This window comes from Actinosynnema sp. ALI-1.44, assembly GCF_001984155.1.
In the GTDB taxonomy this organism is placed as follows: domain Bacteria; phylum Actinomycetota; class Actinomycetes; order Mycobacteriales; family Pseudonocardiaceae; genus Kibdelosporangium.
In genome coordinates, this window is the sequence record NZ_MTQO01000039.1 from 125,958 (window position 1) to 139,542 (window position 13,585).

The following is a 13,585-nucleotide window of genomic DNA, read 5'->3' on the forward strand; positions in this document are numbered from 1 at the left end:
TCTTTCGTCTTTCGTCTTTTCAGACCCGGAATCTCGAGTATTCCGGGTCGGGTGACCACGCCTTACTCCTGGTCAATGCTCGGGATCCTGCGGGGGAAAGATGGCCCCTCGCCGGGTGGCAGACCTCAAGGCAGGAGGTGCCTTCGGTGTTCTCCCTGCCCACAGCCGAGACCTTGGTGTGTTTCGTGGAGGCGAGGGCGCCTCCTGCCCGTCGACCTGCCCCAGGGAACCACGGACTATCAAGAGGATCGGTACCGCTATCGCTGGGCTTCTTTGTGCAGGCCGACCTCTTGACAGCCCGTGGTTGGCTTCGCCCAGGCCGACGGGCAGGAGACACCCCCGAAGCCCACCCCTGCGCTTGCGCACAGGGCCGCAAGCTCTGCGCTCGCTCGCCCGCCGACCAGGGCTGGGCTGCGGTTGCACACCAGGGCCGCGCTTGCATGCCTGGCTGCCGTTGCACACCTGGTCCGCGCCGCACGCGCGGACCACCGGTTCCTAGATGATGACCAGGGTTCCCCTGGCCAGCTTGGTCACGTCGGTTGACGCGCCTGTCCATGCCGTTGAGAACACCAGCTTCGAGCCGTCGGTCAGGGTGATCGCCAGGCCTTCCTTGACCTTGCCGGTCAACCGGATGGTCAGGGCCGTTGCCACTGGCTTCGGGCGCCAGATGTCCGTTACGTCGACGAGGTCCGCTCGGCCGCGTAGGTCGAGGGCCCCGTTGTTCACGCCGAACGAGTCGAGTTTGGTGCTGCGGATTTGGAACGTCTTTCCTGCTGACGTGAACGTCACCAGGCTCGCTGCCGACGTGTGTCCGGCGACGTGGGCCGCTGCGATGGTGAAGTCGGCCCTGGATCCGTTGTCCGCGCCGTAGGCCTTCGTCAGCGGGACTGAGCCGTCGCCGATGACCACCCGGTTGCGGGCGTTGGTGACCTCAACTCGCCCAGATGCTTTTCCCGTGTAGGTGCCACCGGCTGAAGCCGTCACCTCGTGGACTCCGGTGGGCAACTCCGCTGTGCATGTGCCGGACGCGTCCGTTGGGCCTGTGCCCAGCAGGGCCAGCGGGGCCGTGCAGAGTGTTTGGTCTCCCGCTGTGAACGTCACCGTTCCACTTAGGATGTCACCGGGGGTGCTGTCGGTGTTGTCCTGCACGGTTGCCCGCAGTTGTACGGTTCCGCCGTTCGCCAGGGAGTCCCCGGTGTATGTCACCGTCGCGTCTTCCGGCGCGACCTTGACCGTGAACGAGGACTTGCCCACCACGCCGGTCGAGTCCGTCACGGACACCGAGACGGGGTAGTCGCCGGGTGCGGCTGTTGCTGTACCTGCGACAGTCCACGCGCCGGGTCCTGACTGGGTCAGGGTGAGGCCCGCCGGGAGGCCGGACGCGGTCGCGTGCAGGCCCTCGGCCGGGGTGTCCGGGTCGGTGGCGGTTACCGGGAACGAGGCCGCGTCGCTGTACTGCACGGTCGCGTTGGCCGGTGTTGTCACCTTCGGCGACGCCAGGATCGTGAAGTCCGCGTTGTTCAGGTCGAAGAAGACGTTGCCGACCGCTTCCACCTTGATCCGGGCCTTCGTCGTCGCCACGTCCGGCAGTGCCAGGGTCTCGCTGCCATCGTTGGCCGTGCGCTCGGCCAATACGTGCGGGAAGGTCACGCCGCCGTCTGTCGACAGCGAGATCTTCACCTCGGACGCGTTGATCGGGGCGGCGTTGGTGCCCGCCACATCCCACTTGACTTCCTGCTTCGAGCCACCCGGGTAGACCACTCCCGCCGCTGCCTGGGAGGTCACCAGGAACGGGCCGGTGTTCGGTGCCAGCACCAGCGCGGTGTCCGCGCTGCCGACGCCACCGCCGCCTGCGCGGTAGTCACGTGCGGTCAGCCGGAAGTGCAGGGTCCTGTCGTTGCCGAAACCGACCCAGTCCGCCGTGGGCAGGAACTCCGAGTAGCAGTCCACGATCGGGCCAGGGACGGGCGCGGACGGCGCCGTCGGGCACACGCCGGACTCGGCGTTCGTGTTGTTCGCCGCCACCTGGGCCAGGTCGGGGAACACGCGCGTCGGGTTGTCGTTCACCGCGTTCTGCCCCGGCGAGTAGTACTTCAGCGTGTCCTCGGCGGTCACGATCGCCGCGGTGCCGAACTGGCGGAACAGCGGGCCGTCCTTCTTGACGTTGTTCACCAGGCCCGTGCCTGTGCTGCCACCCCGGTCGTTCTGCTCCCACAGGTACGTGATCTTGTCGCCGTCGGCGTCCGTCGCGCTGCCAGTCAGCGAGAACGGCGTGCGCAGCGGGATCGTGTACTGCGAAGCCGCGGTCACGACCGGGGCGTGGTTGGTGGTGTCCTCGACCTTGAAGCCGGTGTTCTCCTGCGGGCCACCGTCGACGGTCTCACCGACCACGGCCGTCGTCCCGGTTCCGGCGAAGCCGAACGACGGCACGTCGACAGCCGCCACCGGTCCGCCCTGGAACGTCACCTGGAAGCCCGTGTCGTTCAACACACCCGCGCCGAAGCCTGTCACGGCCACCGTCGCGCCCTCGGGCCAGCCCTGGATGCCCTCGACCGCCGCCTTGATCCCGGCGGCCGTGTAGTTGGTTCCCCGTACGATCGGCGCCGACGCCTGACCGTTGTGGGACAAGGTGAACGAGTCCGTGCCGTCGAAGTCGCGCAGACCGATGTTCTGCACCTCGTTGATCGGCGCCCGCGGCGTCGACGTGAACGCGGAAATCTCGGTGTAGCTGCGCTGCGACCAGTACGGGTCGCTGTGCGGCTGCAGGTTGTCCGTGCCGCAGATACCGGCGTAGGCCATGATCGACGAGCCACTGCCCGGCTCGACGGAATTGGCGCCGCTGCGGTTGCCGCCGGAGCAGGAGCCCTGCACGCCGTTGAACGTGTGGTTGCCCGCGAACTGGTGGCCGATCTCGTGTGCCACGTAATCCACCGCGAAGAAGTCACCGACCGGGGTCGGCAAGCCCGTGCAACCGCGTGCCTTGCCGGCACCGCCGACCACGCCGAGACCGGCGATGCCGCCGCCGTTGACACCGAGGCCGATGTGCCCGACGTCGTAGTTTCCCGCGCCGACCAACTGGCCGAGCACGATCTGGTTGCGGTTCAACAGGGTGCTGCTGCAACTGGCGAGCTGGGACGTGGTGAAGCACGGCGCCGCGCCACACGGGCCGTTTGCTCCGGTCGCGTCGGCGGCGGTGTTCAGGTTGGTCTTGTCGGTGTCGTTCACCAGGACCAGTCGGATCGCGGTCTCGTCCTCGTAGATCTGCGCGACCCGGTTGATCAGGGTGACCTTCGCCGCGGTCACGTTCGCCGCACCGAAGTAGGTGGCGTACGAGGGATCCGTGACCAGGGCGAGGCGGTAGGTCCGCAGCTTGACGATGGGACCGGCGTCCGCGGGCAGGGCGTCCTGCAGGACCTGCTCGATCTCCTCGTTCTCCACCAGCGGCCCGGCGTCGTTGCGCAGGTCGTGGCCGTAGTAGCTGGCGTAGAGGCTCTCCGGACGGGCGTAGTCACCGTGGAAGTACGGGTCGACGTACCACTGACCGCGCTGTGATCGCACCGAAGCGTGGAACCCCAGTGGTGTCAGGTCAGCGCGAACGGTCGCGGTCGGGTCGTCGATTCCCTTGCCGGAGTATGTCTTGATCTCCGGGTGGGCCGCGGCGAGCTTGTCCTCCATCACAGGCGCGTCGACCAGCGCGAACCGCTCGAACTTGCCGTCCGGCGTCGGCAGCAGGACTTCCTTGCCCTGCGTGGCCCCGCGTGGTGCGAGCGACAGGTCGGACTGGATCGCCTCGCGGTCCAACGTGAACCCGGCGAATCTGTCCGTTCTCACATCGGCCTGTCTGGCCGATCTCGCCGCACCCTGGTCGCCGTCGACCTTGGTCCACGGGTTCTCCGCCGCAGCAGGTGCGGTCACGCCGAACACCGGCAGCAACACCAGTGACATGCCCGCGATCGCGAGCGCGGCCACACTCCGGCCGCGCGTGGGTAATGAGGATCTCGCCAAAGTGAGTTCTCCCTGGAAAAAGCTCGTGAGTGGTTGCCAGTGTCAGAACACCGGCAACCACTCACGAGGAAATGGTCACGCGATCAGGAATCCGCCAGTCGTCAGCGGGATTTCCTTGGTTTTCGCGCCCGTCCACTCGGACGAGAACAACAGCTTTTCGCCCTGTAGGAGGGTCACCGCCACGTTGCGGCCGGTCTGCGTCACCCGCAGTTCGACGTTGGCCGCGACGAACATCGCCTGGCCGCTGGTCACCTCGCTGAGCAGGACCTTGGCACGCAGGTCCACCGAGCCCGACGTCTTCGCCCCGAAGGACTCGACGTTGTTGCCGAACGCGAGGAACTGCCGTCCACCCGAGGAGAACCGCAAGGTGCTCAGGCCGGTCGTCTTCGCGTTGTTGTGCACGATCAGGGCCGAGATGTTCACCGGGGTGCCGTTGTCGGCCTTGTACGCACCCGCCGACTTCGTCGCGTTCAGCACACCGGCAGCGAGCACGGTCCGCTTCTGCGAAGCCTGTGTCTCAACCGATGCCGCCGCCGTGGCCGCGTAGTTCCCGCCTGCGGTGGCCGTGACCGACGTGACGCCGTGCGGCAGCTTGCCGATGCAGCCACCCGAGCCGTCGGACGCGCCCGTCCCGAGCAGGCTGACCGGCGCGGTGCACAAAGCCTTGCCACCGGCGGAGAACGTCACGTTCGCCGTCTTGATGTCGCCAGGCGTGGTGTCGGTGTTGTCCCGCACAGTCGCGCGGAACAGCACGGAATCGCCGTACACCAACGAATCGCCGGTGTAGGTGACTTCGGCGTCCTCCGGCTTCACCGTGACCGGCACCGTGAGGGTGCCTTCGCCGCCGGTGTCGTCGGTGACCGCGAACGTCACCGGGTACTCGCCCGGTTTGGCTTTCGCCGTACCGGAGATCGTCCACGTCCGCTTGTTGTCTGCCGTGGTCCCCTGCGCCAGCGAGAGACCATCGGGCAGTCCGGTGACGGTCGCGTTCAACGCCGCACCGGCGCTGTCCGCGTCATCCGCTGTGATCGTGACCGGTGCGAGGGCGTCGCTGTACTGGACAGCGATGTTCTGCGGGCTGGTCACGTTCGGCGCGGCGTGGATGGTGAAGTCGGCGTCGCTGACGTCGAAGAAGACGTTCCCGACCGCCTCGATCTTGATCCGCGCCTTGGTCGTGGACACGTTCGGCAGCTTCAGCTGTTCGCTGCCGTCGTTGGCGGTGCTGCGCGCGATCACGTGCGGGAAGGTCTTGCCGCCGTCGGTGGACAGCGAGATCTTCACGTTCTTGGCGTTGACCGGCGCCGCGTTCGTACCGGCGACGTCCCACGTGATCGTCTGCTTGGAGCCGCCGTTCAGCGCGGCCGCCGCACCCTGCGACGTCACCAGGAACGGACCCGCGTTCGGCGCGAGCTTCACCGCGGTGTCGGCGAAGCCGATCCCGCCACCACCGTGCCGCGCGTCGCGTGCGGTGAGCCGGAAGTGCATGGTCCGGTCGTCCTTGAAACCGGTCCAGTCGGCCGTCGGCAGGAACTCGGAGTAGCAGTCGATCAGCTCCGGCGGCACGTTCGTCTTGCCGCCCGACGGCGGCTTCGGCGGCGCCGGTGGGCACGTGCCGGTCTTGGCGTTGGTGTTGTTCGCCAGGATCTGCGCCATGTCCGGGAACACCCGCGACGGGTTGCGGTTCACCGCGTTCTGCCCCGGCGAGTAGTACTTCAGCGCGTCCGCGTCGGTCACGATCGCCGCGGTGCCGAACTGCCGGAACAGTGCGCCGTCCTTCTTGACGTTGTTCACCAGCGCGGTGCCGTCGGCCTTGCCGCGGTCGTTCTGCTCCCACATGTAGGTGACGGCGTCGCCGTCCTGGTCCTTCGCGCTGCCGGTCAGCTCGAACGGCGTGCGCACCGGGATCGTGTAGGACGCCGGGGTCTTCACCACAGGCGCGTGGTTGCGGGTGTTCTGGACCTTGAAGCCCTTGTTGTCGACCGGGCCGCCCTTGATCGACTCACCGGCGTACCCGGACCCACCGGTCACGTCGATGCCCAGCGAGTCCACGTTCACCCCGGCGAGCGAACCGCCGAAGGTGACTTGGAAACCCGTGTCGCCGAACGGGATCGGCCGGTAGTCGGGGTGGTTGCCGAACCCGGCTACGGTCACCGTCGCACCGGTGATCGACTCGACGGCCGCCTTGACACCCTCAGGTGTGTAGTTCACTCCGCGGACGACCGGCTCGGAGGCCTTCCCCTTGTAGGACAGGACGAACGAGTCGGAACCGCCGAACCCGCGCAGCGAGACGTCCTGCTGTTCGTTAATTGCGGGCAAGTCCGCCGTGGTGTACGACGTGATCTCGGTGTAGCTCTGGTGCGACCAGTACGGGTCGCTGTGCGACTGCAGGTTGTCCTGCTGGCAGATGCCCGCGTACGCCATGATCGACGACCCGCCGCCCGGTTCGACCGAAGTGGACGGTTCGCGGTTGCCGGTCGAGCAGTTCCACTCGGTGCCGTTGAACGTGTGGTTGCCGCCGAACTGGTGCCCCATCTCGTGCGCCACGTAGTCGACGGCGTAGAAATCGCCGACCGGGGTCGGCAGACCGGTGCAGCCGACCGCCTTCTCCAGACCACCGACGACGCCGAGACCGGCGATACCGCCGCCGTTGCGGCCGAGACCGATGTGGCCGATGTCGTACTTGTCGGCACCGACGAGCTGGCCGAGCGCAACACCCGTGGCGTACAGCGTCGGGATGTCACACGTTTCGAGCTCCTTCGGCGTGTAGCAGGGCGCCGAGCCGCATGGCCCGTTCGGCTCGGACGCCAGTGCCGGGGTGTTCAGGTTGGTCTTGTCGGTGTCGTTGATCAGCAGCAGCCGGATCGCGGTCTCGTCCTCGTAGATCTGCGCGACCCGGTTCATCAGCGTGACCTTCGCCGCGGTCACGTTCGCCGCACCGAAGTAAGTGGCGTACGTCGGGTCCGTGATCAACGCGAGACGGTACGTCCGCAGCTTGACCAGCGGGTTCTTGTCGATCGCGGCCTTGACTTCCTTGGCGACGCCCTGGATGCCCTTCTCCTGCAGCGGCCCACTCGGGTTCTGCACGTCATGGCCGTAGTAGCTGGCGTAGAGGCTCTGATCCCGGTGGTAGTAGGGGTCGACGAACCACGAACCGGCCTCCGACCGGACCGAGGCGTGGAAGCCGAGCGGCGTCAGGTCCGCGCGCACCGATGCTGTCGGGTCGTCGACGCCACGGCCCGCGTAGGTCTTGATCTCCGGGTGCGCCGCCGCGAGCCCCTCCTCCATCACCGGCGCGTCCTCGAGCGTGAACCGCTGGAAGGCGCCTTCCGGGGTGGGCAGCAGCACCTCCTTGGCCCCGGCGCCCGCCGCCCGCGAAGCCTTCGCCAGCTCGCCTTGCATGAGCGCCCGGTCAAGGGTGAACCCGGCGAACCTGTCCGTTCGAATGTCAGCCTGCTTGGCTGACCGTGCCGCTGTTCCATTGCTCGCTGTACCGTTGCTCGCTTTGGTCCACGGGTTGCTCGGCGCGGCAGGTGCCGTGGTGCTCAGCACCGGCATCAGCGCGACCGCCATCCCGGCGATCGCCAGAGCGGTCAGACTCCGAGCAGGTCTGGACCGTAAAGATGAATCGCCCAACTCACCCTCCTAACAGAACGCGTTCACACGCATTCTTGCTGTGGAGAAGGGCAGCCATAACAGCCAAAAGTACTAAGGCTTGACGCTGACATAACACTGGCACCAAGCCCGTGCGACGCAAAAATCCCCCGTGCGCGATTCGCGCACGGGGGATTTGCGGCGATTGACCTTACTTGCCGGTGAGTTCCTTGGTCCGCTTCTCCAGGTCCTCCAGGCCACCGATGCCGAGGAAGGCCTGCTCGGGGACCTGGTCGAACTCGCCCTTGGCGATCTTGTCGAACGCCTCGACGGTCTCCTTGATCGGCACGGTCGAGCCCGGCTGACCGGTGAAGACCTCGGCGACCAGCATGTTCTGCGACAGGAAGCGCTCGATGCGGCGCGCCCGGTTCACCGTCAGCTTGTCCTCTTCGGACAGCTCGTCCATGCCGAGGATGGCGATGATGTCCTGCAGCTCCTTGTACTTCTGCAGGATCCGCTTGACCTCCTGGGCCACGCGGTAGTGCTCGTCGCCCACGATGTGCGGGGAGAGGATCGTCGAGGACGAGGACAGCGGGTCCACCGCCGGGAAGATGCCCTTCTGGAACACCGACCGGGACAGCTCGGTGGTGGCGTCCAGGTGGGCGAAGGTCGTGGCCGGTGCCGGGTCGGTGTAGTCGTCGGCGGGCACGTAGATCGCCTGCATCGAGGTGATCGAACGACCACGGGTCGAGGTGATGCGCTCCTGCAGCTCACCCATCTCGTCGGCCAGCGTCGGCTGGTAACCCACGGCCGAAGGCATCCGGCCCAGCAGGGTCGAGACCTCGGAACCGGCCTGGGTGAACCGGAAGATGTTGTCGATGAACAGCAGCACGTCCTGGTTCTGCACATCGCGGAAGTACTCCGCCATGGTCAGCGCGGACAGGGCGACGCGCATACGCGTGCCGGGCGGCTCGTCCATCTGGCCGAACACCAGGGCGGTGTCGTTGATGGTGCCGTCCTCGCCCAGCTCCAGGATGAGGTCGTTGCCCTCACGGGTGCGCTCGCCGACACCGGCGAACACCGAGGTACCACCGAAGTTCTTGGCGACACGGGTGATCATTTCCTTGATCAGCACCGTCTTGCCGACACCGGCACCACCGAACAGCCCGATCTTGCCACCCTGCACGTACGGGGTGAGCAGGTCGATCACCTTGAGGCCGGTCTCCAGCACGTCGGTACGACCCTCGAGCTGGTCGAAGGCAGGCGGCTTGCGGTGGATGGTCCAGCGCTCGGCGTCCTTGGCGTAGCCCGGGTCGTCCAGGCAGTCACCGAGGGCGTTGAACACGTGGCCCTTGACGATGTCGCCGACGGGCACGGAGATGGCCTGGCCGGTGTCGCGCACCGGGGTACCACGCACCAGGCCGTCCTGCGGCTGCATGGAGATGCAACGCACCAGGTTGTCGCCCAGGTGCGCGGCGACCTCCAGGGTCACGGTCTTGCGCAGCTGCTCGAACTCGATGTCGACCTGGAGGGCGTTGAACAGCTCGGGCACCGCGTCGCGAGGGAACTCGACGTCGACGACCGGGCCGGTCACGCGGACAATTCGACCGGTGGCAGTTGGTTCTAGGGTGGCAGTCATCGCTTAGTCATCACTTCCTGCGGCGGCGGCGAGCGCGTTGGCGCCACCGACGATCTCGCTGATCTCCTGGGTGATCTGGGCCTGGCGCGCCTGGTTCGCCTCACGCGAGAGGGTGAGGACGAGGTCCTTCGCGTTGTCCGTCGCGGACTTCATCGCGGTACGACGAGCCGCGGACTCCGACGCGGCCGAGTCGAGCAGCGCGGCGAAGATCCGGGTGTTGATGTACTTCGGCAGCAACGCTGCCAGCAACTGGTCCGCACCCGGCTCGAACTCGTAGCTCGGCGGGATGGTGTCCGGCTTCTCCTCGGAGAACTCGACCTCGAGCGGTGCCATCCGCTTGACGGTCGGCACCTGGGAGAGCATCGTGCGGAACTCCGTGTAGACGATGTGCAGCTCGTCCACACCGAGCACGCCGTCGTCACCTGGGTTGTCACCCTCGTCGTCGGCCCCGGCCATGAATGCCTTGACCAGCAGTTCACCTGCGGCCTGGGCGTGCTCATAGCGCGGCGTCTCGGAGAACCCGGTCCACGAATCGACGTAGTCGCGGTCGCGGAACGTGTAGAACGAGACGGCCTTCCGGCCGATCAGGTACAGCACCGGCTGTTTGCCCTCGGAACGGAGCAACGAGACGAGCTCCTCCGCGGCGCGCAGCACGTTGGCGTTGTAGCCGCCGCACAGGCCACGGTCACTCGTCACGATGAGCACGCCGGCCCGCTTGGGGTTCTCGCGCTCGGTCAGCAACGGGTGATCCAAGTTGGACGCCGCCCCGGCCAGCGCGGAGAGCACGTTCGTGATCTCCTGCGCGTAGGGCCGGGAGGCCTCCACTCGTGCCTGCGCCCGGCTGATCCGCGTGGTCGCGATGACCTCCTGGGCCTTGAAGATCTTGGCAAGGCCCTGGGTTGAGCGGATCCGTTGGCGTAGTTCGCGAAGCTGTGCGGCCATGTGGCTACCCGATCACTTCTTCGGGGCGGGACGGTGCACCTTCACCGACTCCTGCCCGACCTTGTCGGCCTCCAGCGCGTCGGCCGGGGTGTCCACAACCGACGAACCGTCGGCCGCGGTGAACTGCTCCTTGAACTTGTTGATCGCCTCGGAGAGGCGGTCGACCAGCTCGTCGGAGAGGTCCTTGGTGTCGCGGATCTCCTGGAGGATACCGGCGTGGTTGCGCCGGACGTTGTCCAGCAGCTCGCGCTCGAACCGGCGGACGTCGTCGGTCGGCACCGAGTCGAGGAAGCCACGGGTACCCGCGAAGATCGAGACGACCTGCTCGTCGATCGCCACCGGCGAGTACGCGTTCTGGCGCAACACCTGGTAGAGCCGGTCACCGCGCTCCAACTGGGCCTTCGAGGTGGCGTCCAGGTCTGAGGCGAACGCGGCGAACGCGGCCAGCTCGGTGTGCTGCGAGAGGTCGATACGCAGCGAACCGGAGACCTTGCGCATCGCCTTGATCTGAGCCGCACCACCGACTCGGGACACCGACACACCGACCGCGATGGCCGGGCGCTGGCCCTGGTTGAACAAGTCGGCCTGGAGGAAGCACTGGCCGTCGGTGATCGAGATGACGTTGGTGGGGATGTAGGCCGAGATGTCACCGGCCTTGGTCTCGATGATCGGCAGACCGGTCAGCGAGCCCGCACCGAGGTCGTCGGACAGCTTTCCGCAGCGCTCCAGCAGACGGGAGTGCAAGTAGAAGACGTCACCCGGGTATGCCTCGCGGCCCGGCGGACGGCGCAGCAGCAGCGACAGCGCGCGGTATGCCTCGGCCTGCTTGGTCAGGTCGTCGAACACGATCAGGACGTGCTTGCCGCCGTACATCCAGTGCTGGCCGAGGGCCGAGCCGGTGTAGGGGGCGATCCACTTGAAGCCGGCCGAGTCCGATGCCGGGGCCGCGACGATGGTGGTGTACTCCATCGCGCCGTTTTCCTCGAGCGTCTTCTTGACCGCCGCGATCGTGGAACCCTTCTGACCGATGGCGACGTAGATGCAGCGCACCTGCTGCTTCGGGTCGCCGGTCTCCCACGCCTGCTTCTGGTTGAGGATCGTGTCGACGCAGACCGTGGTCTTGCCGGTCTTGCGGTCACCGATGATCAGCTGGCGCTGGCCGCGGCCGATCGGCGTCATCGCGTCGATCGCCTTGATGCCGGTCACCAGCGGCTCTTTCACCGGCTGGCGCTGGACCACCGTGGCGGCCTGCAGCTCCAGCACGCGCTGGTCGTCGGCGACGATGTCGCCGAGGCCGTCCAGCGGCTGGCCGAGCGGGTTGATGACGCGACCGAGGAAGCCGTCGCCGACCGGAACCGAAAGGATCCGGCCGGTCCGCTTGACCTCCTGGCCTTCCTCGATGGTCTCGTAGTTACCGAGGATCGTGACACCGATCTCGCGCACGTCCAGGTTCTGCGCCACACCGAGCACGCCGCCGGGGAACTCGACCAGCTCGTTGGCCATCGCCGAGGGCAGGCCCTCGACGTAGGCCACGCCGTCACCGGTCGCGGTGACGGTGCCGACCTCTTCCTTCGTCACGTCCGGTGCGTAACCGGAGACGTAGTTCTCGATCGCACTGCGGATCTCGTCCGACGAGATCGTCAGCTCCGCCATGTCTTCCCGCTCTCGCTTTCGTTACTTCAATGCTTGGGGGTTCAGCCGGCCAGCCGGCGGCGCAGGTCGTCGAGACGCCCTGCCGCACTACCGTCGATCACTTCGTCGCCGACTCGGATGACCAGGCCACCGAGCAGCTCCTCGTCGATCTCGACGTGCAGCGCGATCGGCCGCGCGTAGATGCGCTGCAGAGTCGCCGCGAGCCGCTCCTGCTGTGCCTCTGTCAGCGGCGCGACGGACGTGACGTGGGCGACCGAGCGCTCGCGGCGCTTGGCAGCCAGGTCGGCCAGCTCTTCGAGGCCCTCGACGGCCCGGCGTCCGCGCGGGTTCGCCACCAGCGCCTCGGCCAGCTTCTCCGTCGTCGGGTCGACCTTGCGCGCGGTCAACGACCGGAGCAGGTCGAGCTTGCCGTCCACCGGCGCGGCCGGGTCGGACAGCAGGCGTTCCAGCTCGCCGTTGGCCGCGACGATCCGGCCGAGCCGGAACAGCTCGTCCTCGATCGTGTCGAGCTTCCCGGCGCGCTCGGCGCCGACCAGCAGCGCGGTGCGGGCCAGCGACTCGATGCCGTCGACCAGCTCGCGCGGGTTGGACCAGCGCGAGGAGACCACGGACTCGACCAGCTCGACCGTCGGTTCGGCCAGCTTGCCCGCGAACAGCTGACGGGTCAGCTCGGTGCGCCTGCGCGACTCGGCCGACGAGTCGGCGAGTGCCCTGCGCAGGCCCGGTTCGCGGCTGAGCAGGCCGACAACGGCGAACAGCTCGTCTCCGAGCGTGCCGAAGTCGGTCGCGTCCAGCAGCTTCAGCTCGGCCGACGCGAGCGCTTCCCGGCTCGCGGCGTGCAGCAGCGTCATCTTGGCCGTCCCCTATTTCTTCGCGGGCGCCGAAACGGAGTCCAGCTCCTCGAGGAACCGGTCGACGGTGCCGCGGCGACGGGACTCGTCCTCCAGGGACTCACCGACGATCTTGCTGGCCAGCTCGACCGCGGTGCGGCCGAGGTCGGCACGCAGCTCCGCGATGATCTGGGCCCGCTGGGCCTCAAGCTGGTTGCGACCCTGCGCGACGATCCGCGTGGCCTCTTCCTGTGCCTGGACCCGCAGCTCCTCGCGGATCTGCTCGGCCTCGATCCGGGCGTCGTCGCGGATCCGCGCGGCAGCCGCGTTGGCGTCGGCCAGCAGGTCCTTGTACTTCTGCAGGTTTTCCTCAGCCTGCGCCTGCAGCTGCTCGGCCTTCTGGATGCCGCCCTCGATCTTCTCGGTGCGCTCCTTGTAGAGCGCCTCGAAGCGGGGGACGACGAACTTCCAGAGGATGCCGAGCAGCAGCAGGAACGCCACCAGCCCGAGGATGACCTCGGCCGGGTGCGGTATGACCGGGCTCGGCTCCTCAGCCGCCAGCACTGTCAGCTTCGTCAGCACGACAACTCCCTACGATCTGGCGTCGAGCTGGGTCACTTGGTGGACGCGATGAAGTAGAGAACCAGACCGATCAGGGCCAGCACCTCGGTCAGGATGAACGTCTGGAAGCCCAGGCCACGCAGCTTGCCCTCAGCCTCGGGCTGACGGGCGGTGCCGTTGATGACGGCGGCGAAGATGAGACCCACACCGATACCCGGGCCGATCGCACCCAGGCCGTAACCGATCATCGCGAGGCCCTTGTTGAGGTTGATCGGCTCGGCGGCCTGCGCAAGAACGAGAGCTGCACTCACTTCGATTTTCCCTTTCGAGTTCGGTCCGCGGTGGCGCGGATCCGGGAACTTGT

8 protein-coding genes are annotated in these 13,585 nt (G+C 67.2%); all 8 read right to left on the reverse strand.

Annotated elements, in window-relative coordinates:
- Positions 1–495: 495 nt before the first annotated feature.
- On the reverse strand, positions 496–4,005 hold the full coding sequence (locus ALI144C_RS13485) for a M12 family metallo-peptidase (RefSeq protein WP_202818936.1): 3,510 nt from the start codon (positions 4,003–4,005) through the stop codon (positions 496–498).
- 75 nt (positions 4,006–4,080) lie between these two features.
- Positions 4,081–7,575 carry a M12 family metallo-peptidase gene (locus ALI144C_RS13490; protein ID WP_083753000.1) on the reverse strand — a complete coding sequence of 1,165 codons (3,495 nt, stop codon included), beginning with the start codon at positions 7,573–7,575 and terminating at the stop codon, positions 4,081–4,083.
- 232 nt (positions 7,576–7,807) lie between these two features.
- Positions 7,808–9,235 carry a F0F1 ATP synthase subunit beta gene (atpD, locus tag ALI144C_RS13495; RefSeq protein WP_076987433.1) on the reverse strand — a complete coding sequence of 476 codons (1,428 nt, stop codon included), beginning with the start codon at positions 9,233–9,235 and terminating at the stop codon, positions 7,808–7,810.
- 3 nt (positions 9,236–9,238) lie between these two features.
- Positions 9,239–10,177, reverse strand: a complete 939-nt coding sequence (locus ALI144C_RS13500) for a F0F1 ATP synthase subunit gamma (protein ID WP_076987434.1) — start codon at positions 10,175–10,177, stop codon at positions 9,239–9,241.
- 12 nt (positions 10,178–10,189) lie between these two features.
- A complete protein-coding gene (gene atpA / locus ALI144C_RS13505) occupies positions 10,190–11,830 on the reverse strand; it encodes a F0F1 ATP synthase subunit alpha (RefSeq protein ID WP_076987435.1) in 1,641 nt (546 codons plus the stop codon).
- A 41-nt stretch (positions 11,831–11,871) separates the two neighbouring features.
- Entirely contained in the window at positions 11,872–12,681 is an 810-nt protein-coding gene (locus tag ALI144C_RS13510; protein ID WP_076987436.1) for a F0F1 ATP synthase subunit delta, read from the reverse strand.
- 12 nt (positions 12,682–12,693) lie between these two features.
- Entirely contained in the window at positions 12,694–13,242 is a 549-nt protein-coding gene (locus tag ALI144C_RS13515; RefSeq protein ID WP_237774122.1) for a F0F1 ATP synthase subunit B, read from the reverse strand.
- Positions 13,243–13,274: 32 nt separating this feature from the next.
- Entirely contained in the window at positions 13,275–13,469 is a 195-nt protein-coding gene (locus tag ALI144C_RS13520; RefSeq protein WP_076987533.1) for an ATP F0F1 synthase subunit C, read from the reverse strand.
- Between the last annotated feature and the right edge of the window lie 116 nt (positions 13,470–13,585).

Coding starts and splice junctions, on each gene's coding strand:
- ALI144C_RS13490 (WP_083753000.1), bottom strand. CDS start 7,575: ATGGCGGTCGCGCTGATGCCGGTGCTGAGCACCACGGCACCTGCCGCG.
- atpD (WP_076987433.1), bottom strand. CDS start 9,235: ATGACTGCCACCCTAGAACCAACTGCCACCGGTCGAATTGTCCGCGTG.
- ALI144C_RS13500 (WP_076987434.1), bottom strand. CDS start 10,177: ATGGCCGCACAGCTTCGCGAACTACGCCAACGGATCCGCTCAACCCAG.
- atpA (WP_076987435.1), bottom strand. CDS start 11,830: ATGGCGGAGCTGACGATCTCGTCGGACGAGATCCGCAGTGCGATCGAG.
- ALI144C_RS13510 (WP_076987436.1), bottom strand. CDS start 12,681: ATGACGCTGCTGCACGCCGCGAGCCGGGAAGCGCTCGCGTCGGCCGAG.
- ALI144C_RS13520 (WP_076987533.1), bottom strand. CDS start 13,469: ATGATCGGTTACGGCCTGGGTGCGATCGGCCCGGGTATCGGTGTGGGT.